Annotated in this window: 16 protein-coding genes; 3 read left to right on the top strand and 13 right to left on the bottom strand. The window is 46.0% G+C overall.

Going from position 1 to position 20,910, the window contains the following annotated elements:
• Positions 1-27: 27 nt before the first annotated feature.
• The 5 genes from MIC7113_RS10910 to MIC7113_RS10890 all read right to left on the bottom strand — a co-directional run bounded on the left by MIC7113_RS10910 (position 28) and on the right by MIC7113_RS10890 (position 7,166).
• On the bottom strand, positions 28-2,892 hold the full coding sequence (locus MIC7113_RS10910) for a CHAT domain-containing protein (RefSeq protein WP_015182216.1): 2,865 nt from the start codon (positions 2,890-2,892) through the stop codon (positions 28-30).
• Between the two features lie 35 nt (positions 2,893-2,927).
• Positions 2,928-4,991, bottom strand: coding sequence for a ShlB/FhaC/HecB family hemolysin secretion/activation protein (locus MIC7113_RS10905; RefSeq protein WP_015182215.1), 2,064 nt, complete (start codon positions 4,989-4,991; stop codon positions 2,928-2,930).
• A complete protein-coding gene (locus tag MIC7113_RS10900) occupies positions 4,981-5,220 on the bottom strand; it encodes a hypothetical protein (protein ID WP_041780003.1) in 240 nt (79 codons plus the stop codon). Before MIC7113_RS10900 ends, MIC7113_RS10905 begins: the two co-directional genes overlap by 11 nt.
• Positions 5,221-5,302: 82 nt before the next feature.
• Positions 5,303-6,067 (bottom strand): hypothetical protein, encoded by a 765-nt coding sequence (locus tag MIC7113_RS10895; protein WP_015182214.1) that lies wholly within the window; start codon positions 6,065-6,067, stop codon positions 5,303-5,305.
• Positions 6,068-6,152: 85 nt separating this feature from the next.
• Positions 6,153-7,166, bottom strand: coding sequence for a hypothetical protein (locus MIC7113_RS10890; RefSeq protein WP_041780002.1), 1,014 nt, complete (start codon positions 7,164-7,166; stop codon positions 6,153-6,155).
• Positions 7,167-7,434: 268 nt separating this feature from the next.
• Between MIC7113_RS10890 and MIC7113_RS10885 the strand changes: the two genes are divergently transcribed.
• A complete protein-coding gene (locus MIC7113_RS10885) occupies positions 7,435-7,986 on the top strand; it encodes a YIP1 family protein (protein WP_015182212.1) in 552 nt (183 codons plus the stop codon).
• Positions 7,987-7,995: 9 nt separating this feature from the next.
• Here MIC7113_RS10885 and MIC7113_RS10880 read toward each other — a convergent pair whose 3' ends face one another.
• The 8 genes from MIC7113_RS10880 to MIC7113_RS10845 all read right to left on the bottom strand — a co-directional run bounded on the left by MIC7113_RS10880 (position 7,996) and on the right by MIC7113_RS10845 (position 18,548).
• Positions 7,996-9,009, bottom strand: a complete 1,014-nt coding sequence (locus MIC7113_RS10880) for a mechanosensitive ion channel family protein (RefSeq protein WP_015182211.1) — start codon at positions 9,007-9,009, stop codon at positions 7,996-7,998.
• An 81-nt stretch (positions 9,010-9,090) separates the two neighbouring features.
• A complete protein-coding gene (locus MIC7113_RS38615; protein WP_256374804.1) occupies positions 9,091-9,219 on the bottom strand; it encodes a hypothetical protein in 129 nt (42 codons plus the stop codon).
• Between the two features lie 309 nt (positions 9,220-9,528).
• Positions 9,529-9,705 carry a hypothetical protein gene (locus MIC7113_RS36215; protein WP_015182209.1) on the bottom strand — a complete coding sequence of 59 codons (177 nt, stop codon included), beginning with the start codon at positions 9,703-9,705 and terminating at the stop codon, positions 9,529-9,531.
• A gap of 386 nt (positions 9,706-10,091) precedes the next feature.
• Entirely contained in the window at positions 10,092-11,441 is a 1,350-nt protein-coding gene (locus MIC7113_RS10870) for an HhoA/HhoB/HtrA family serine endopeptidase (RefSeq protein WP_081594644.1), read from the bottom strand.
• A 481-nt stretch (positions 11,442-11,922) separates the two neighbouring features.
• The gene (locus tag MIC7113_RS10865) at positions 11,923-13,143 is read right to left on the bottom strand and encodes a glycosyltransferase family 4 protein (protein ID WP_015182207.1); all 1,221 of its coding nucleotides are present in this window, start codon (positions 13,141-13,143) and stop codon (positions 11,923-11,925) included.
• Positions 13,143-14,393: a glycosyltransferase gene (locus MIC7113_RS10860; RefSeq protein ID WP_015182206.1), complete on the bottom strand. Its 1,251-nt coding sequence runs from the start codon at positions 14,391-14,393 to the stop codon at positions 13,143-13,145. The genes MIC7113_RS10865 and MIC7113_RS10860 overlap by 1 nt, the downstream gene beginning before the upstream one ends.
• A 363-nt stretch (positions 14,394-14,756) precedes the next feature.
• A protein-coding gene (locus MIC7113_RS35360; RefSeq protein WP_390463838.1) for an IS5 family transposase occupies positions 14,757-16,198 on the bottom strand; the annotation gives its coding sequence in 2 pieces (ribosomal slippage) (positions 14,757-15,764 and positions 15,767-16,198; 1,440 coding nt in all).
• A gap of 670 nt (positions 16,199-16,868) precedes the next feature.
• Positions 16,869-18,548 (bottom strand): sensor histidine kinase, encoded by a 1,680-nt coding sequence (locus tag MIC7113_RS10845; protein ID WP_015182205.1) that lies wholly within the window; start codon positions 18,546-18,548, stop codon positions 16,869-16,871.
• Between the two features lie 280 nt (positions 18,549-18,828).
• On the opposite strand from MIC7113_RS10845, the gene MIC7113_RS10840 reads away from it, so the two are divergent.
• Positions 18,829-19,473 carry a class I SAM-dependent methyltransferase gene (locus tag MIC7113_RS10840; protein ID WP_015182204.1) on the top strand — a complete coding sequence of 215 codons (645 nt, stop codon included), beginning with the start codon at positions 18,829-18,831 and terminating at the stop codon, positions 19,471-19,473.
• A gap of 310 nt (positions 19,474-19,783) precedes the next feature.
• A complete protein-coding gene (locus MIC7113_RS10835; protein ID WP_015182203.1) occupies positions 19,784-20,488 on the top strand; it encodes a hypothetical protein in 705 nt (234 codons plus the stop codon).
• Positions 20,489-20,910 lie beyond the last annotated feature (422 nt).

The following is a 20,910-nucleotide window of genomic DNA, read 5'->3' as shown; positions in this document are numbered from 1 at the left end:
TGCGCTAGAAATGTTACCAGCGATCAGCTATAGCCAATTCCCCACGAGTACATAAGGTGCCCAAATTTCTGGCTTCTGCTGGTAGCGGCTATTCTTCAACAGGGCAACTTGAGCACGGCGCAGAGCTTCGGCTTTACTAATGGTGGGATTGGTTAATTCCTGATAAAACCGAGTCATCAGTTCTGCGGTTCCCTCATCACTCACCAGCCACAGCGTTGCCAGTGTGCTGCGTGCGCCGGCTCTAACGGCTACCCCCGCCAATCCGAGCGCTGCACGTCTATCTCCGGCTGCCGTTTGGCAAGCACTGAGAACTAAGAGTTCAATAGGATTTCTGCCAATTTCTTCTCTGGAGCGCAGCAAGGTGTTGAGCTGATTGACGTTCAGGCGGTCATCCCAAGTCAGAATAAAAGTGTCTTTTTCATTCGAGCTGAACTGTCCGTGGGTGGCGAGGTGTACAACTGGGAAGGGAATCGAGTTGATTTCTTTTTGGATGGTGGCGGTGGTAAAGTCCTGATTGAGCAGTAGCTCACCAGCGACATTCGACTGAATGGTTTCCAATTCTTGCTTTACAAAAGGAAGGGCAGAAAAGACGATCGGTGTTGTTGAACTGCTCAGGGTAATTTCTCGCGCTTCACTGAGTCCAGCTTTGAGAGCACTAATCTTACCCCGTGCTAGAGGTTTGGAATCCAAGAGATTGAGTCCTGGCGTGTAGGCGATCGCATATTTCTCAATCAGAAACTCCTTCCCATCGTGCAGCACCGCCATGGGCAGATTTAGTAAGGGGCCATCCAACACAAACACAAGGGTTTTCAGTTCACTCTTCGCCAACTCTTGCTCTACGGGTTTGATTAACCACTGATACACTTGCTGAGCCAGTGGTAAGTAATTCTGCGAAGTGGGAGAACTCTGGCAGGACAGGGGTACAGGGCCTAAGGTGCTTCGACATTCTTCTCTCAACACGGCTCCTAACCCACGGCGATCCGGTTGTGTACCCGCACTCTCTGTTTCTGGCGGTGCATTCGACTCCGGTTCTACCTGTTCCACCTCTCCCCTGGAGATGGGATTCACACTAGAGGACGCGATCGCTTGGCGAAGCTCATTAAAGGTGTTTTCTACCTCTTCCCTAGGTAAGGATGTCGCATAATGGCGCAAAGGAGCATTGGGCAGTGATAAAATGACCTCCAACCGATCTTTTAAGACAATCGGGTAGATTACCGCCGCCTTTTGGTCAATTTGGTCAATCTTAATCGGATTTCCCGTTAAACAGTCTTCTCGGAAAAAGTTCGCCAGTTCTGCCAGTTGCAGGGACTCAATCACGTCACGAGCTTGCGCGAGGTTGTCTGGATTGGCGTCGGATTGCAACAACAACTCAACGAACTGGCGATAGACGGGTTCAACACTCTCCCGAAATGAGAACTGGACGTTTGGGTTGATACTCACCAAGTCACTGCGGAGATCTTTGAGGGTTTTAACCGCAGAATCATAAGCCGCGATCGCTTCTTTCCGATTGCCCTGAGCTTTGAGCAATCGTCCCAATTGCCATTGCCAGCGATAGGCAATATCGGGTGCGCTAATTGTTTGAGCCAGCACCAGCGCTTCCTCTGTGAGGTTTTTGGCCTCACTCAATTGTCCCGTTTTTTCGTATAAATCACCCAGATTACCCAGAGCGTAAGCGGTAGCACGTTGATCTCCTAAGCTTTTAGCCTGCTCGATTGCTTTTGCCAAAAGCTTAGCGGCGGTGTCCACTTCAGAGGGGGATAGCTTGATCAAACTCTGAGCCAAGTTAATCCCAGCGTAAACGGCGGTGCGACTGGGGGGTAAGGTATCGAGTTGGGACTGAATTTGAGTGAAAAGCGATCGCGCTTCTGGCAATCTTTGTTCTTCGATCAATAAGCTCACCTGGTTTAATTGGGCTTGTACCCGCAGTGTGGGTGAGGTGGCTTCCTCTGCTGCCTGTTGATAGAGTGTTAACGGATTTTCACTCGTCTGTCGGGATTGCCCATCATCACTCGTCGTCCGTTGGGCACGAGCCGTATTGGCTAAACTGAACCGAGCGGAACTAATATTTGCCGGAGATTGCAATCGTTGGGCAATTTCCAAACTTAGCTTCAAAACATTTTCGGACTGCTGAAGATCGCCCACTAATTGCAACACATCACCGAGCGTCCGCAAAGCCACCGCCTTGGGCAGAGTGTCGGGTTGTGCTTTGAGCGTTTGTAGTTGCTCATTGGAGATTTGACAATCCTGATTCTCAATCCCTACTGTATTGAGTAAGGTTTTACACGCTCTGGTATAAAACCCCATACTTTGTAACGCTTGGGCTTGGTTAATCTGGCTTTGCAGTCTCCCGTCTTGATTGTCGGTTTGAGCATAGGTAGCGGCTGCCTGTTGCCAAGTTTTCAACGCTTGTTCAACTTGTCCCACAGAAAATTGAAAACGACCTTGAATATCCAAGGTTTGGGCGAGAATCTGCAATCGTTCGCTGGCTCGACTTTGAGGTGTCTTCCTAACCGTTTCCTCCGATTGCAGTAGGTTGAGACTTTCTGTTAGGGCTTGTTGTGCCTTAGACCAGGAGCCAAGTTGCTGATAAGCTAAGGCCAGATTACTCAAAGTCATTGATTCTTTGAGCTTGTCTCCCTGAGTTTTGAACGCCTCTCTTGCCTGTTGCAAAACAGCGACGGCTTGGGAAAATTTGCCAGCTTCATAGAGAGATTTACCCTGTTCCACTAATGTTGTGGGATTGGGTGAATTCTGGACAATTGTTACTCCCGCAGGTGTCTGGGTAAGAACCGATGGTGTGGTTGCTCCCACAATTTTGGGCAATCCTTGAGTCAGGAAAAATGCACCCGCAAAAAGTAAGCAGAACAGTTGGAGGTTGAATCTTGGGATCATGAACTTCAACCCGTCAACCTGAAATCGGCAACGCCTTAAAAGGTGAAAGGAGTCGCGACGATGGAAAAATAAAAACCGTTTTCTTGCCATGTTCTTTTATTTGAAGAAACTGACACAAGAGGAATGCCGTAATCGAAGCGAGCTGTCAGGCGATCGCTAATCTGTAACTGTAAACCTAAACCCACGGAAGCGAGAAAGCTAGGGTCTGGATCTTCTCTCCCTTCTCGGTTCCAAGCTTTGCCCACATCAACAAACGGAGCCAGTTGGACTAACACCTGCCACTTGGGTATCCGTAGAACGGGTACCCGCACCTCTGCTGAAGCCAACGCGCCATTATCCGTCAACAGGACATCCTGGCGGTAACCTCGGATAGTCTGTTGCCCCCCTAAACCAATTTGCTCTAAGGGAACGAGCGCTCTATCGGCAATTTGCACATCGCCCCGAATCAGTAATAAGGTTTCTGGTGCTAGCAGGCGTACCCATTGAGCCTGCCCTCGCCAGGAAAAAAAGCGACTATCGGGGGGAGCTTCGTTAATCGTGGAGCTGAAGGCGTTGAGTCCCACACTAAACTGAGAACGGGCAGCAAGCACTTCACGACTGTTGCGCTTCGTCCATTCCTGAAAAAATCGCAGGGCGGAAATGCGGGTCCGTCCGTTGTCATCGGCTCCTAAGGAGAGGGGGAAGGGAATCTCTAAAACCGAGGTTTCACTTTCCTGGCGCGAAGCCGTGACACCAACTGCAAATTCCTCTGAGGGGGTTTGCATCAGAGGTTGGCGTAATGATAATTCGTAATAGCGCGAACTGGCATTAATGTCAAGCCGATCAAAAGGAGATTCAATCACATTGCTGGAGGTGGTGCCGTAACTGAATCTGAGGGTGCCGTTGCGGGCATTAATCGGCAAGGTATAACTGAGATCCAGGCCATTACTGCCATCGGTATTGCTATAGCCCAGACTCAGATTATCCCCTGCTCTGGATAAGTTAGCTTGGTTGATTTGGACTCGGCGGTTGAAGCTGCCCACACTGGGTGCTCGGTTATTATCCAATAAGATTTGGGCATTGAAGGTTTTTGCCTCCGTTACTTTCAGTTCTAGTACGCTCGATCCAGCTTGCGTTCCCGCCGCGAGTTCGGCAGAAAGGTTTTGAATCAGCGGATTGAGTTGCAAAAGTTGCAAGGCTTGTAGCAGGCGTTCCCGATTTAGGGGCTTGGCTGTGGCGAGGGCAATGCGCGATCGCACATAATCCAGGTTCAGCCGTCGAGTTCCGCTGACGTTGATCGATTCTAAACCCCCTTCCACCACCTGAATCTTAACTACTCCCCCCTGAAGGGTTTGCGGTGGGATCAGAGCGCCTGAAGTAATGTAACCCCGCTCAATGTACAACTGGGTGACAGCAGAACGCGCCTGGAACAGTTCAGCAAATGAGATATCTCGCCCGGTAAAGGGCTTGGTGACGGCTGTTAATTCGCTGTCACTAATCGCTGTATTGCCTTCAAACTCAAACCGATCCACCCTGATCAAATCAGGCACTTTCCCTGAACTCGGTTCGGGCGATCCTGGGCTGGACGGTGAGGGTTCGAGTAACTGTTCTGGGGGTGGGAGTAGGGTAGGGGGAGTTGGTGGTATGGGAGATTGGGATGGCGGTTCGACTTCATTCCTGGGAACCGATGGACTATCGGGTGAAGGAAGCGGTATCGGCAACGGTTGCGGAAAGTTGGGAAGTTGTCGCCCTGGATCGGGGGTTTGTGCAATATCCCCTAATTGGGAAATAAAAATTTTCGCTGGGGGATTAATCTCAGTGAAGAGTTCGGGAACTTGAGAGATGGAGGGACGGTATGCATGTTCTGCGGTAAGATTCACTCCATCCAGATTTTTATGTTCGTTTCCATCGATGGATTGGTGAACTGGCGAGAGCGTTGCGCTGCTGCGTAGCGCAGATCGCTCGATTTTATCCGATCCCAGGTTCAGCATTGAAACCCTCAAATCCTTGGGGTTAGATGTTTCGGCACTCACTGCCTCAAGCTTCCAACTGCCGAGCAACACCAATAGGCTCAGGGGTAAGAGAGAGGGATATCTAAACAGTTGCACTTTACTTAGCATTACACGAAGCCGCAGGTGTCAGTAAGGGATTGTGGGGTGTAACAGTAGGAGCTTGGGCGGTGAGAATTACTTCGCCATTCTGCCCGTAGATCCACCCTTGTGCTTCTACGAGTGCCGGAGTTTTGGGCACGTTGCTTTCGGCGGGAACTGAGCGATGGGGATTGGCTGAAGAGTCATCCCTATTGCTATTTTCCACTGGCGGGTCAGAGGTTACCCAATTTGTTTGCATAGATTCATTTAAATATAGATGCTAAATCATGCAAACTCATCTAGATGACTGTCCCAGAATACAGCATCCGTGTGGGAGGCGATTAGAGGGTGAGCAGGAGTGTACTATAAGCGATCGCCCCCACTGCAAAAGCCCAAAAGCGGCTCTTGCGCTCTTCGGGTAGCTCTTCTTTGAGAACGTTGAGTATGATTCCGCCGGCTAAGAAGGCAAACAAAACAGCGATCGCCGCCTCATGAATTTCTGTTCCTTGTCCGATTACCCATCCCACAATAATCGCGGCGGCTAGTATCCAGCGCCCCTTACTCTGATAATCGCCTTGATGGTCTTGACGCAAGCCATAATCATTAACGATGAAATGCAAACCCATGGCTATGAAAAATAGGAATAAGCTCTGAATATCGGGTGTTTCCGGATGGCTTAGCAGATAACCAATCAGGCCATTGTAAAGGGCGAAAGAGGCAATATGCAGCCAAAAAACACCCGATTCAATCGTTTCTTCCCCTGGGGATTTCTGCTCACGTTTGTGGGATGTCCTGACGGTTCGCTCTAGTCCATAGAAAGCGACAAGTCCCAAAAGCGCTATGAGGTAAACGTGGTGTTCTAGAAAGCCGAGAGCGCCCGTTTGTGCGATCGCCTTTTGTCTGGCATTCAAATCTGGCAGCAAGTGAACAAATACATAAGCCACCGATACACCACTTGCCATCGAAAGCCAGCGACTGCGGGGAATCTCATCCAGGAATCGTAGCTTGCCACAATAGAGGTGAATAATAGCTAGACCTATGGCAAAGAGTGCCGAAAGCCACGGAAGGGAAGGATTGGAGACGGCTTGCTCTGAGGCAGCGAACACTCTATTCAACCAAGTTATCGAACACCTTATCAGATTTTCATATAGTCCTATAGGCTACAAGTATCTTCAGGAGGATAAAGGATTCTCAATTCGATGATTTCTTTTCTGACCAAATGGGTAATTTGTTCACTTCTTGAAGTGTTAAATCTACATACGTGATGTTCGGTCTGACCTGTTTTTCTCCAAAATAGCCTGTAGCACCATCATGAGCTTGGGGACCTATGGTTTTAACCGTAAAATTCCCCTGACTAACGGCTTGATTAAACGGAGACGCAACCGTCCAAGGCCAGCGTGATGGAAATATAATTTTACCGATATCTTCAATCCAATCCTGACGACCTTGGAGATGATAAACATGTTCTGTTGCCTTGAAGCCTTCTTGGCCTGAAAAGACACCTCCCACAGAAAGCACAAAAATTTGAGTATTTAGCCACTGATTAAGATACGGCGCTGCACCTAGAGACACTTGCGCCCCTCCACTGGTACCAATCAGAATAATTTTTACGGGTTGGCTAGAGTTTCGGGGTATGGAATAAGCCGCATTCATCCGGTCGAGAATGGCGCTGGCAATTCCCTGGTTATAAATTGGGCCATAGCGATCATCTACGGAAATTGCGAATCGCCAAAGATTGCGAATTTTGATCAGGATATCTGCATTTTTCAGCCAGCCGTCTGCCTCCTCTGCAAAACCCCAAAGAGGAGCTAAAACACGTCTTCCGCCAAGACTTTCATTAGCGGCTGAGTAGGGAAAAACATCCGAAACAATCACACAATTAGGATGAAGTTTAACTAAACGGTCTAAAAAAAACTCTTCTCCAGGAGTTAACTGATTAGCGGAAAAATCTCCGACTCCCGGCAAAAAAACAATATAACAATTAATTTTTGAAGATTTAGCGATCGCACTCGCATTCTGAGCAGCAGGTAAGCGCTTGGAGCGATTCTTCTTAAAAGCTAAGCTCTCAGCTTCGTTCGCCCACCAAACCAACGTTCCCACAGGTGAGAGGGTTCCCCAAATAAGGAGAATGATTCCAGTTAAACCCAATAGCTTCAAGGTTCCGCCTCGAAGCCACAAAAGTATTGAACCGATTAGCTTTAGCATTTAATACCGCGACAGTTCCTAAGAAAGCTTTGTTCAGCTCAGTAGATAGACCTACTTAAATGTAAGATGTAGGGTGTATTCGCCTCTCGCCATGACGCGCAAATGGTAATTTTTTAGGGCGTTAGACTGGGGAAGAGAGCATCAATGCCGGACATTTGTTAATCGATCTTAATGATTTTCAGAAAAAATTAAGCTTTTTATTGTAGTTTGTCTCATCAAACAATATTCTATTAACTCTGTAATCTATCCTGAGCTGTAGAAATTTGCTGTGAGTGATACACATAGACAATGGAATTTATGGGCGACCTTGCGGAAGGCACTGACTTTAGATGGAGATTTTTATGAGAATGCGCGTAATACCCCTAAAAATCAGCGCATAGCCCGAACCATTGTGATCTTAGCGGCGGTATCCCATGCTTTGGGTAGTGCGATCATCTTAGTGATTAATCGAGCGACATTGCCTATTCTCGCCTTATCCCTACTAATTGATGGACTGAGTGTGGTGGGAGGATATTATTTTTGGACGTTAACCATTTGGAAGATTGGACAGTGGCTTAAACGAGATTCTTTAACATATAGTGATTTGCTGATTCCTATTGGTTTTGCCTACGCTCCCCAAGTCCTAAACTTTTTAACGTTAATTCCTTTGTTTGGACGACCCATTGAGCTGTTATTAGCCCTCTGGAGTTTGTTAGCTGTAATTGTAGCCGTCCGCCAAGGTTTAGATATCAAAACTCGCTGGGCGGCGTTGATCTGTTTAGTGGGTTGGCCTCTGGTTCACGTGGCGATCGGATTTGTTCAAGTTTACAAAAGTTCTTAAATCCTCCGCTCACCCAGTCAGACCATTACTTCCATTACTTCCATTGCCGTCTCTTTGCCCCTGCATTTCGACAAGCTTTCTGAGGGAACCCCCGATGCTACGAGGCTTTGGCACCTGTTTGTTTCCGGCAGGCCACCCTTCACGCTGACGAGAGCGATCGCCATCTGTCTCCTCGGTTTGGTCGTGAAACAGGATTTGTTGCGTTGGGAAGGGTAAATCAATACCATTAGCCGTCAGCTTTTTCTTGATTGCCGTCAGCACCTGATCCCGTGTGTCGAGTGCATCTGCCCGTCGCGGCGGTGCGATCCACCAGCGAGCACGGATATTGACAGTACTCTCAGCTAGTTCCATCACCAGAACTTCAGGAGGTGGGTCTTGTAAAACTTTTTCCACGCTGGCGAGCGCTTCTAAAATCAACTCCTTAGCCCGGTCAATATTGTCACCATAGCCGATGCCCACATCGTACTCTAAACGGCGGTTGTCAAAGGCGGTGTTCACCGTTACTGAATTCGTAAACAGCTCAGAATTTGGGATGACAACGCGACGCCCATCGTAGGTTCTGATTGTTGTAGCGCGTGTCTGAATTTCTTCTACCGTTCCCTCAAAACTTTTGAACACAATCTGGTCATTGATTTGGAACGGTTCAGTTAACAGAATCAGGACTCCCGCCAGAAAGTTTTGCAGAATGTCGCGGAAGGCAAAACCAATCGCCACACCACTGATACCCAACAGTTGAATCAAATCTCCAGCTTTAAATGAAGGTATGACGATGGATAATGCGACAAATAGACCAACTAAAAGAATAGTTCCTTGCGACAAACGTCCCAGTACCAGTCCTAGGTTTCTGGCCTGCCGATGCCTTCGAGTAACACGTCTGACTAAAGACTTTATCCCTCTAGCCGTGAAGAAAAAGATGGCGAAGACGATGACAGCCAAGATAATATTGGGCAGCATGACGATCAGGCCATCGAGCATAGCCTGCATTTTTCCCCATGCTGTTGATACCGATTCTTGGGGATTCATTACTTTTCCAGCTTTGGACAACGCTGTTGATTGTAATGAAAAGGAAGCCGTTCTAAATCTGCCTTTGGTCAGTAGTTTGTACTAGGCTATCGGCGGCAGATAGGCGTAATTTTGCAAAAACAATGCCCCATCGATGGCAAAGTAATGAAGACCAGCAAAAATTTGCAGAGGGAAAGCACTGCCAATGGAACTCGTTAAAGTCCAACTCATGTTCGAGAATGCTCCCAGGAGATCGCATAAGGATTACTCTGCTGAATTGGAAGATTTAAACGGGAAATTAGTTGAATTATCCCGACTTCCTTGTCAGGGAGAGTTAATCTCATTTGCTGAAGGGCAACTCCATACCGTGGGACCATGCTTTAGTGTAATTGAGGTTGTTCACTTCGCCTCGCCCCGCGAAAATGGACTGGCCGGTCAGGTCACTCTACGGAAGTGTTTTCCCAGATAGGTTCATCAGCTTAGAGCTATCAATCAAGAAGGATAACCCTATCTATGGGTAGCTCTATCAGACAGAACCTTTTATTTATTTTTTGATAAACTTGCGCTTGAATTAAGAATGGTTGGAGCCTCATCCGGGGTTACAGTGTTTTGCCACTGGGGTAAAGAGCTTAACGAAATAGCGAGGATGAAACCAACGATTAAAGCCGTATTCAGAAAAAAGGCTAAACCCAGATTGAAAGTATCTTCATTGTTCATCTAAAATCCTCCTAACTACAGCCTTTTCTCTAGAAAAACATAAAATTAGAGGAATGACTTCCCTCTAGTTGCCTATTTCTAAAGTTATCTCCAAAGCATTAACTTCTGAAGTTCTTTCATTTGAACTTAAATGCATAAATTGGGTCACGATGAAAACTTCCAAAAGAGTAATATTTAGGCATCTAAAAATATCTCATTAGTGAGGTTTTTGATTTCAATATCACTACGACTGCTCTAAATTCAGGTGCAGTTAGTTTCAACAGAAACTACCAATGGGATTAGGCTGAAAACCGTGTTGATACCCAACCCCGTTCTATCTCCCCCATTCGAGCAAGTAGGAGAGATTGAAGCCAGGAAATTTTAAGGAGTCTGTCAAGAGCGATTAGCTACTGTATGCGAGCGGGTAAGGGGGCCGGTTGTACGGTTAAAGTCAGAGTCTGTCCTCCGCGTTGGATTTTTAAGGGTAACTGACCCCCCACGCCGCTCGTTTCCACCTGCTGCTGGACTTGTTCAGCTTTAGTCACAGGCTGATTATTAATCGATTGGATCACATCTCCAGGTTTGAGTCCGGCTTGATCGGCTGGAGAACCCTGAACAACCTGAACAATTAGAACTCCTTGATCGGCCTCAACCTGAACGTTACTATTACGACTATTATTCAAGCGTTGCTTAATTTCTGGGGTAAGGGGCACCATTTGCACACCGAGGAAGGGATGATCAACTTTTCCCTTGGTAATCAGTTGGTCAGCAATCCGTTTAGCGGTATCAATGGGAATGGCAAAGCCGATGCCTTGTGCTCCTTGAATAATGGCAGTGTTGACACCAATCACTTGACCACGAGCATTAAGTAGGGGGCCACCTGAGTTACCGGGATTAATTGCCGCATCCGTCTGAATAAAAGGAACCCGCTTACCTCTAGCACCGATGTCGCTACTCGAACGGTCTATGGCACTGACAACGCCGACTGTTACCGTTTCTTGCAAACCTAAAGGATTACCAATGGCGATCGCCCATTGTCCTGCCTGCACCTGAGTGGAACTAGCAAGTTCAACGGTGGGTAAGTTATTCGCTGGAATCTGAACGACGGCGATATCCGTTACAGGGTCTTCCCCCAGTACCTTTCCATCAAAACTGCGACCATCCGAGAACGATACGGTTACCACATCTGCTTTATTGACAACATGAGCGTTGGTCAAAATTAGACCCTTGCCCTCAATCACAAAGCCAGAACCAACCCCACGCTGCACTCGCTCTGAAGGCTCTGTGGGCATCGAGTCACCAAAAAACCGCCGAAAGAATGGATCGTTAAATTCTTCTGGGACTTGGCGTCTCACCGTTTGGGAGGTATTAATTCGCACCACGGCGGGTTCGACTTTCCTGACCACTTCCACAACAAAGTTGGTATCTTCCTGAGTGGGTGCGAGTGGACGATTTGAGGCACTCCTGCTGGTGTTGTCGTTTTCCGTTCGGGAATTCTCAAGGGATTGAGGATTGGTCGGTTGAGAAGGAGCTAGATTATTAGATACCCCAGCGCAGCCACCCAATAAGGCGACTCCTGTGCAAATCAGAGGTAACAATCGGTAAATCGCTGGTATCTGCCGAAAGCACTGACCTGTGGTACTGGTGTGTTTTGATTCAACCTTGTTGTACGATTGGCTCAAGACTTTTGTCGAAGTAGAGGGATTTGAGTTATTCGATTTTGGATTAGGGGAGTAATTGTAGGATGATTTTTCCATAAAACTGTGTCCTCCACAGATACGAATCGGCAAGCACACTATATTGACACTCCTTTAAGATTGAGTGACTCTTACACCCATTGTCTCTGTCTTCAGAAGTCTGTGTCTAATATTCGGTAGATCTGTGCAACAACCCTAGGCATCGCCCTGCTTGGTCTTTCACTTCAGGACGGCCCAAAATTCTTTTCCAGAAATATTAGGGGAGAGGGGGAGGAATTTTAATTATGTTTCTTGCCTCTCTAACGGCTGCGTAAGCGCTTTTGAGCTGCCCTTAGCTTGACACCACGATTTTTAGGGTGATCAGCAACTCGGTCACAGCACTGACAGGATGATAAGGGCACGACATTGTCATGCCCTCACAGCTTGTATCCCGTGCAATTACCAAGGAATTAGTATTGTAAGCTACAACGTAACTCAGTTTTTATGCTGTTCTTTGAGAATTGAGGGTAGCAGCAACAATTTAGAACCCCTTGTGTGTCTCTTAACTAATGACTTTGGTATTGGCGACCCCGATTAAGGGAGAATCACAGTGAGTGGAATTTTCTGAAGCCAGTAATGATGGATCAGATGGTGCGGGTAAGGGGATGAGTTTGGTGTACAAGTTCAACGTTTCGCTAATAATGTTGTCCCAGTTATAGTTGTCCTGTATATACCTTTGTCCATCCTGAGCCATTGTCGCCAATTCTTGAGGATGATGAACCGCCCAATCCAAGCTGTTTATACAGGAATCTACATCTCCAACGGGAAATAGCAAGCCCCGGTTTTGAGCCAGTAGGCGCTGATGTACAGGAAGGTTGCTAGCTACCACAGGGATACCTGCCTGCATGGCTTCCAGCATAGCTAGCGGTAAGCCCTCTATTTCCGAAGGAAGTACAAATAATCCTGCTCCCCGAACGATTTCTGCTAGACGAGCACCTTGGAGTTCGTTGGTGAATACGATGTCTTCACTATTTTGTGCCAGGTTCCTTAGCTGCGTGGTGAATTCAGGAGTATCGCTAGAACCACCGACGAGGACGAGTTTCCATCCTTCTGCTTGGAGGGAGTTGAAGGCTTTAATCAGTAAATCAGGACATTTTTCGGGTACCAGTCTGCCCAAAAATAGCATGTAGCGGCCTGGTGTTAAACCTAGCGAACTACCATAAGCAAAGTTAGGGTCTGATTCACTCAGTTTAGAGGGGGCGTTAGGAATGTAATGGGCCTCTCTACCATAAGTTTGCTTAAAGTAAGAACGCAAGTCTTCTGACACGACGATTAACCCATCGGCAAAGCGTACAGCCGCACGCTCACCGAGACGTAACAGGTAACTAGATGCTTTGCTCCACTTGGCACGTTGCCAATCTAAGCCATGACAGGTGACAACAATTTTGGCGGTGGAAGCAATTCTGGGTAACCATGTAAACAGAGCCGGGCCTATGGCATGAAAGTGGATGATATCATAACGGGTTCCACTCGATGCGATCGCTCCAAGTGCTGAACTCAGTAGAGCATCCATACCTTTTACATTCAAGCAGGGCAGGGAGACGACGTTAACACCCTTAACGTTATATTGATGTAAGGAGATATCCCCTGTGTATGAGGATCGGGCAAATAGATCGACGCTATGGCCTCGTTCGACAAGGCGTGGATAGATTTCTTGACAATGGTGTTCAATTCCACCTTGTTTGGCCGGCAATCCTTTAGCACCAATCACAGCAATTTTCATTACGATGCAACCTCTGTAACCGTTGTATAACTCTTCTGACCACTGGAGAGCGAATTTTGCTGCTGCCAGCGGCTCCACATATCTTTGTAGATAGCACCCACTACACTTCGCGCACTGTAAGGCTCGACAGCCTGAATGCAGGCTTCGCTGGGATAATGGCTCGGTTGCTGTAGTACCTGCAACAGAGCATCAGCCACTGCCTTGGGTGTGCGCTCTTGACAGACAACCCCACTATTAGCAGACAGCAAGTTTGGTGTTTCACCACACCGGGTTGTCACGATTGGCGTACCGCAGGCCAGTGCTTCTAGAACGACTACGGGTAGACCTTCATAGGCGCTCGTCAGGACGAAGACACTGCAAATCCGCAGTAATTTTGCCAGTTTAGCTTGGTCTACTGGCCCAAGCATAGTCACCTGATGGGACAGTCCCAAAGCGGAAATTTTCAAACGGATCTCCTCCCGAAGATCTCCGTCGCCAGCTATCAGCAGGTGAACATCAGGCTGGTTGAGAGTGGCGATGGCATCTAGCAACAAAGCCGGGTCTTTTTGGGCATGGAGGCGACCCGCAAATAAAATAAAATGCGTATTCTCCGCTAAACCCATCTGCTGTGCAAGGCTATGCCGACCTTGTTCGCGTTCATCCCCCTTTAAGGGATAGAAAATTTCGGTATCAACAGTGTTTCTGATGTAGGAAACGCGCTCTGCTATCTGCGGATAACGCTGCTGATAGTACTTTAACGAATCAGTGTTGCACGATAAAATTTGACTAAATTGACCTACTACTAGGCGTTCGAGAGCTAAATAAGCGAACGGAAAACGTCGCCAAAGAATTGCATCTTTAGTTCCTTTAGCATCAATCTGCTTCTGAATATCATTGTGAACAAAAAGCGTTTTCTCTCCAGGCCAGTTCCGCGTTGCAAGCGTCGGTTCAAGTCGATGAAAATGCATGAAATCTGAAGCAAGACAACGCTGCAAAAGAGCAGCCGTATATTTGACACTGGTCGGTAATAGCTTTCTAGTGTTATCATCTTTGATAGAAAACAAGGGCATAAATTGAATCGCTTTTCCAGCTAATTCAGCTTCCTGCCAGACTCCAATGGGTTGCGCTGAATCATCCCCAGTTCCTACTAGTCGTACCTCAAATTCACTGGGAGAGTATTTAACGAAAGAGCGAATGACTGTCTGAATTCCCCCAATGCTAGTTTGCCAAGGGTTAAACTGGTAGAAGATGGTTAAAACAGGTTTACGCATTACTACAAGCCTCTTTGGACATTGAGTCCAAAAGCTAGCGCCTTCGGACATCTCGGACTTTATAAATCATTGCTAGCTGACATCACCAGCTTTCCGCTGTTTCAGAGACATCAAATAGCAAGACTGGCCTCAATTCAGAACCGGGTAGCTGGTGGAAGATTTTTCTTGTTCTCCAAATTAGAGTAAATCATCTTTTTTGTGCAACTACCTTTTGGTTTGTCTGTATCAGAGTGATAGAAGTTAAGAACTATATAGGGCTTGCTGAATAAGTCGGCGAAAAACAACCGATGGATTAATCAGTTATTTAATCCTGGAATAATAATGAGCTTTTGTTGTTGTTAATTCCCACAAGCATAAGCCGAATTAATAGTTATCGAGAAAAAAGGCGTGATGTTGTGTATTGCACAAAAAAAGACAAAAAAACTGCCGTAGCAGGGTGGAAAGATTCATGACTAAAAAAGTGATAGCAATAGCCGTTTGAGAAGTATGAGGCAGTTTAGCCATGACGCGATTCAAGCTAAATCTTCGCTTTGAGATGCCAAATTTTCCTTCAATAGCATTGCGAACCTTCTCGTCGTCTAAGGCTTGTTTCTTTTTGTCTGAGCTGACATTAGCTGGAGGTCTGCCTAAGGGGGGGCCACTTATTCTAATCCCTCTTTCTTTACAGAATGCTCGATTCTCGCGATTTCGATAAATTCTATCTACATGTACTGATTCGGGATAGACTCCTGTGTGCTGTTTAAATGCTTCTATTTGGGCTTTTAAGTCTCCGGCTTCATTAAAGTTATCCCAGCTTATACGGTCTAAAAAGACATATCCATCTCTGACGCTTGCTGCTAGTTTAGCTCCAAATTCTACAGGTTTTCCGGCTTTTCCTCTCACAATTGGACGGATATGGGGCTGACTTAAACTGACTATTCTGTCGTCAATTCTCTGGGCTTTATTCTCATACATCCATTGCTGTTGACGGTAAACTTCCGCCACCACCAGCAAGCTCTTATATTGAGAGATGCTCAAACCCTCAAGTGCTTCTCCTGTCTGAAGGAGCTGGTCAATGTGTGATAAATTTCTTTTTATATATTTCAGTTGTTTTTTTATAGCTTTTCTTCTCTCTTTTCTTGACGATCTCCGTTTTTTGGCGACTTTCAAGTAATCTTTCCGAGCGAGGTTTCTATAAGTTTTTGGCTTTTTCTTTAGTCTCCCTTTTAGGGGCTTATAGAGAGTATCTATTATCTTTTCCGTTTTGACTCTGGCTTGATTTAATAGACCCAAGTCATTGGGATAGCTGATATCTCCTGGCGCACAGGTAGCATCCAGAATTAATTTCCCTTGATTCGGGCTTTCTCTTGTTTCTTGCCTTTCTGAGAGTGAGCTTTTTTTTTAGATTCCTCCTCTGTTTCTTCCTGAATCTTCTTTACCATTCTTTGATTTATTTGATTTACTAAATCAACATTTATCCTTTCTCTAAATCTTACCAAAAGTGAGGCATCATAAGGGGCTTCGTTGCTGTAATGCTTTCTCCCTATAAAGTATTGTAAGTAAGGGTTTTCTTTTATTTGTTCTACTGTTTCCCGATCGCTTATTCCTAATCTTTCTTTGATTATTAATGAACCCAATGCCATCCGAAATGGCAGCGCAGGTGCCCCCATATCAATAGAAAAAATTTTGGCGTATTCCTCTTCAAATTCATCCCAGGGTATCAGATTTGCCATGATTACCCAACGGTTATCTTGTGATAACTTTCCCTCAAAGGGCAGCTCAAAGTTTTCCGGTGGGGTCGGGCTTGAGGAAGCTTTTCTGTACATTTTCCCTGCTCTTGGTACAAGGATTTTGTGGGATTCTACCAGATTTCCTGGGAGCTGAACAACTTTCAAGACCGCTCAAACTATTTATAGCTAAGGGTTTCCGGTTTTTACAGCAAACCCTATATAAATCGAACCTCCTGAATTTTACGGAGATTCGCCAGGTTATTCTACTACCTTTACCAAATCTTTAGAAAAAAGCACCTGGGTTCATACGAATATTATTATATATCCTGTGCTAAATGATACCAAGTTTGCTATGTACATTCCCTGAATTAATGGCGCTTCAATTAAGTCGGTTACGAGTAGGTTAAGGAAGTGAAAATAAATATTATTTCTGTGTAAATAAATATAAAAATCATATAATTTTTGTACAGTATAGTTCAATACATTCTTTACAAAAATTCAGATTAGTTCTGAGCCACCGATGTTTTACGGTAAGACGATTCCATCCCCACGTCTTGATTTTCTGTCTTAATCTGAGATGAGAGAGATTCTCTCAAAGCGGAGCAGGATTTTATTAAATTTAGACTTCACCACAGCTTGATGGCATATTCCTATCCATATTAGATTAATTTAACTCTATATAAAGTAAAATACATTGTGCTAGCCCTATTCCACAATCCAGAAAGTGAAATTAGAAAAGGCTTTAGACACAATTGATAGATCCTACCTAAGCCAGGATTTCCTTTTGATTACATAGGTGAGTATCAGTGACTTCTAAAGGCAGAAAAATCGTCATCACTTCGCCCTCCTGAGGTCGCTGTCTCACGATCAACTTGCCTCCCAAGGCTTGGAATAAATGTTTGGTCACACTGAGATTCAAACTCAGACTCCCGGTTTCTGGCTGAAACATCAACAACTGACCAAGCGACTTCAACGTCGAGCAGCTAAAATTGGCTGAATTGTTGGAATTGTCGTTGCTTTCCGGATCAGGCTGAGACTGGAATTGCAACTTCAATTGGTCTCCTGCGGGTGTAACCTGCACTTGAATATGACCGCCTGCTGGCAGAGAGCGAGTGAAATTCTCCACCAACCCGGTCAATACCTGATCCAACATGGCAGGATTGCTGACAACGGTGGGCAGTTTTTGGGGCAAGACGACATCTAGAGTCAAGTTTCGCCTTGCCGCTTGCTTTTGCCAACGGGGGATACTGTGTTCAAACACCTGAGCCAGGGACATGGAGGTGAGGTTAACCGAAACTTGCTTAACCGTTGTTGTCTCTAATTCGGCGGCGCGGAAAATCAATTCCATGCGGTTGATTTGTTCGGTACACTCATGGTCGATGATTTCCAGACGGCGGATGACTTCGGGAGCTAAGTCGCGACGCTTGAGCAGAAGTTTCGTCAACGTCCGAATCGTCGTCAGCGGTGTGCGAATTTCATGAGTCAGTGCTTTGAGCAGTTCCACGTCAGCCGTTATTTCGTGAGGATTGGAGATTTTACTCACACCTCGCTCCTCTTTTTTCATAATCGGCTCCCAGCGACGATTGGATTGGAAGGTATCGTCTTGGGGCTGAAATGGCTCAACTTGCACGTTTGAATCTGTAGACGTGATGGGTATAGTCTGGACTTTTTCCGTTTCAGGCGGTTCGGGTAAATTCTGGAGCAGTTGACGCCCAAAATTCATCACGATCCGGTAATCAGGCGGCTTGGGTGCAAACTGTTCGATTAAAGATTCTAACTGGCTGAGTTGATGGGGAGTGGTGAGTAACATCCGCAGGCGGAGTGCTGTCCAAGCCTGTTGGATGTCTTCTGGATCAAAGGAGAACTGGAAGGCGGGAGTGCCGGCTAGGTCTTCTCCCACCACCATCACTAAACTAAAGTGAGGGGTAAAAACTAAACAAAACTGCTCAGATGCTAGTGGATCAGCCGGTACTAGAGGTAACTCATAGGCTGTATTGTCTGCTAACTGACATGGCTCAGTTGTGGCAGGGGGGAGTTGAAAGGGCATCCAAGCGAGGGCTTTATAGGTGTCGCTGGTAAAAATTCCTGTTTTAAAACGACCCAGAAGCTCCGGGTGGCTCAAGACGGGCACAGGGCCTGCTAGAACCAAACCTTGGAGTGATAATGGGTCACAATCATCACCATCTGAGCCGGAGGGAGCCAGGGTTTGCAAAAGTAACGGTTCTAAAGTTGCGATCGCACTTTGCCATTCCCGCTGCGCTTTGGCGGCTGCCACTTCCTGCTGCGCCAAGGCTCGCCCTCTTTCCCCGCGACGGTTGGTACCTGGGTGAGTGTTGCACATCCCTGGCACCCGTCCATTTTCAGGCGCAACGTTAGCATCCAGCCCAATCTGTTCCTTGTGGGCTAATACTTCACTTATACTTGGCAATAACCACTTTTGCACCACAATCTATCCCCGTTCACAGCAAGTGCAGTTGTTAAAAATATCTGCTCATCTGATTATGAGGTTAATAGTATTGGTCATCCATCTGGGGTGGTATAACCGAACTAATTAGTCGCGATTTCCGTTAGTGAGTTGAAATGGTTGTGATTGTGATCTTGAGTTCCAGATGATCAAATTTCTTACTCTTGCTGAAAAAGGGCTTTGATCACGGGAATCCAGTTCTTAATATTTCGTAATTTTTTCTTTAAACTGAGAAGGGTATTGCCTTTGTCCGTTTACGATTATGCTGCTGCAACCCCATCAACGCACCAAATTAGACGATACTAACGACACACTGTTTTACTCGGTTCCACGCTTCGTCACTCATGTTGATGAAGGGTTTATCGACCAACTCACCCAACTGTATCGCGATCGCCTCAAACCCAATACGCGGATTTGCGACATTATGAGTAGTTGGGTTTCTCACCTGCCGGAAGAAATGGAATTTGCTCACGTCGAAGGGCATGGTATGAATCAGGAAGAATTGGCTCGAAATCCTCGGCTGAATCATTATTTTGTCCAAGATCTGAACCAAAATCCCAAGCTACCCCTGGCGGATGCAGAGTTTGATGCTGTCCTCAACTGCGTTTCCGTTCAGTATTTGCAATACCCAGATGCGGTGTTTTCCGAAATTCAACGTATTCTCAAACCCGGTGGTATTGCAATTATTAGTTTTTCCAACCGGATGTTCTTCCAAAAAGCGATCGCCGCATGGCGAGATGGCACTGAAAAAAGCCGCGTAGAACTTGTCAAGGGTTACTTTCAGGCTGTCCCCGGATTCAGTCCTCCAGAAGTCATTGTGCGTCAGTCAGCGGCACCTAATTTTCTGCAAATGTTGGGCGTCGGGGGTGGCGATCCGTTCTATGCGGTTATGGCTGAGCGCTTGTAAGAAAAACTTACACCTTTAAAGTGCGGGCAGGGGTTTCGGAAACTTGAATCAGAAGTCTGGTTCTCTCCGCTACCCCAGCATAGAGTGCTTTTAAACAATCTATCTAAGGTTAGATTAATTTTTGGTTAACTTTAACTTAATCTATTTTTAATTTACCATCACCAATAATCTATAAATTCTCAATACCGGGCAAAACCCTAGACAAATGCCTTTTACTGGGCTTTAAAGGTAAGGATTTTTCAGCTTAATTCATGCTCCTTACCCATGAAGTCTGGTGTATCCAGTCTGTGTAAGGCAAACCATTAAAGGAATGACCCCAGTGAAATTGGATTTAAAAGACAATTCAATTCGATTTTTGTACTTATTTTTAGTAACAGATTTAGCCTTTATCGTTATTCATCTGGTTTACGTACACGCAGACGTCCTTTCAAATCCATCTTTTTCTCTCGATCAAGAACGAGGATATTCAGAAATATTTCAATACATCAAAGAGTATTGGATTGCTCTATTATTGGGTGCTTTAGCCGTAAAGCAGCGCTCGGCTCTCTATCTCGGTTGGTCTCTGCTGTTCTTTTACTTATTGCTTGATGATTCTCTCACCATTCACGAAATATTAGGTGCAATCATCAGCGAAAAACTGGATTTACAGGCTGTGTTCAACTTGCGTGCGCTAGATTTTGGCGAACTTATTGTTTCGGCTGGTGTCGGGTTATTCTTTTTGTTTTTCCTGGCGATCGCCTATCGTTTTGCTAGCCGAATTCCGAGAGAAACATCTAAGTCTTTGATTATCATGTTTCTGGTTCTCGCGGTGTTCGGGATTGCCGTTGATATGCTTCATAGTATGCTAAGGTTTTCCTTATTCTGGGAACCTCTTCTAGCCATGCTCGAAGATGGAGGCGAAATGGTCGTGATGAGTGTTATTGCCTGGTTTGTCTACAAACGATCTGAATCTTTGTATCCCAATGTGAAGTCCCTGGAACAGCAAGAGAAGACATTGGAGACACAATATCGGTAACCTGATTTGCTCAAGATATTCATGATTAGAGGTGGTACTCTGTTCTAGGCAGTGATGGTCGGATGCATCTCACTGATTGATTTTACAAGCATTTTAATTGCTTATCTATCCCTAGGCTTTCAGACAAACACGTTCCTCTTCGTTCGGAGTAAGGTTTTGGCTGACAATCTAGGGATGATTTATGATTTGGATGTTCTCTGGTAAGCTTCTATAAACTCAAATCTCACATTAAAGACTTGCCTCCCTGGAGAGCAGGTTTCTGTGTGTATTGGTGTCTGGAAAAAGGCGGAACTCTCAGCTTATGGGAAGTCTGCTACATATCGCTATGAACAATAACCGAATGAAATCACTTCACTTAACCGCTAAGACACTAATTCTATCATTCATCAATGATATTGGATTTCCAAGTTTGTTATCTTTCA

The sequence above is a fragment of the Allocoleopsis franciscana PCC 7113 genome, from assembly GCF_000317515.1.
In the GTDB taxonomy this organism is placed as follows: domain Bacteria; phylum Cyanobacteriota; class Cyanobacteriia; order Cyanobacteriales; family Coleofasciculaceae; genus Allocoleopsis; species Allocoleopsis franciscana.
Note: the sequence above shows the minus strand (reverse complement) of the source record. Positions and strands in the feature narration are given on the sequence as shown.

What these genes read in the sequence shown, in the direction of transcription:
- MIC7113_RS10870 (WP_081594644.1), bottom strand. Translation starts at nt 11,441, where the DNA reads ATGGAAAAATCATCCTACAATTACTCCCCTAATCCAAAATCGAATAAC.
- MIC7113_RS38615 (WP_256374804.1), bottom strand. Translation starts at nt 9,219, where the DNA reads ATGAGTTGGACTTTAACGAGTTCCATTGGCAGTGCTTTCCCTCTGCAA.
- MIC7113_RS10840 (WP_015182204.1), top strand. Translation starts at nt 18,829, where the DNA reads ATGCTGCTGCAACCCCATCAACGCACCAAATTAGACGATACTAACGAC.
- MIC7113_RS36215 (WP_015182209.1), bottom strand. Translation starts at nt 9,705, where the DNA reads ATGAACAATGAAGATACTTTCAATCTGGGTTTAGCCTTTTTTCTGAAT.
- MIC7113_RS10905 (WP_015182215.1), bottom strand. Translation starts at nt 4,991, where the DNA reads ATGCTAAGTAAAGTGCAACTGTTTAGATATCCCTCTCTCTTACCCCTG.
- MIC7113_RS10910 (WP_015182216.1), bottom strand. Translation starts at nt 2,892, where the DNA reads ATGATCCCAAGATTCAACCTCCAACTGTTCTGCTTACTTTTTGCGGGT.
- MIC7113_RS10890 (WP_041780002.1), bottom strand. Translation starts at nt 7,166, where the DNA reads ATGCTAAAGCTAATCGGTTCAATACTTTTGTGGCTTCGAGGCGGAACC.
- MIC7113_RS10835 (WP_015182203.1), top strand. Translation starts at nt 19,784, where the DNA reads ATGACCCCAGTGAAATTGGATTTAAAAGACAATTCAATTCGATTTTTG.
- MIC7113_RS10880 (WP_015182211.1), bottom strand. Translation starts at nt 9,009, where the DNA reads ATGAATCCCCAAGAATCGGTATCAACAGCATGGGGAAAAATGCAGGCT.
- MIC7113_RS10900 (WP_041780003.1), bottom strand. Translation starts at nt 5,220, where the DNA reads ATGCAAACAAATTGGGTAACCTCTGACCCGCCAGTGGAAAATAGCAAT.
- MIC7113_RS10860 (WP_015182206.1), bottom strand. Translation starts at nt 14,393, where the DNA reads ATGCGTAAACCTGTTTTAACCATCTTCTACCAGTTTAACCCTTGGCAA.
- MIC7113_RS10865 (WP_015182207.1), bottom strand. Translation starts at nt 13,143, where the DNA reads ATGAAAATTGCTGTGATTGGTGCTAAAGGATTGCCGGCCAAACAAGGT.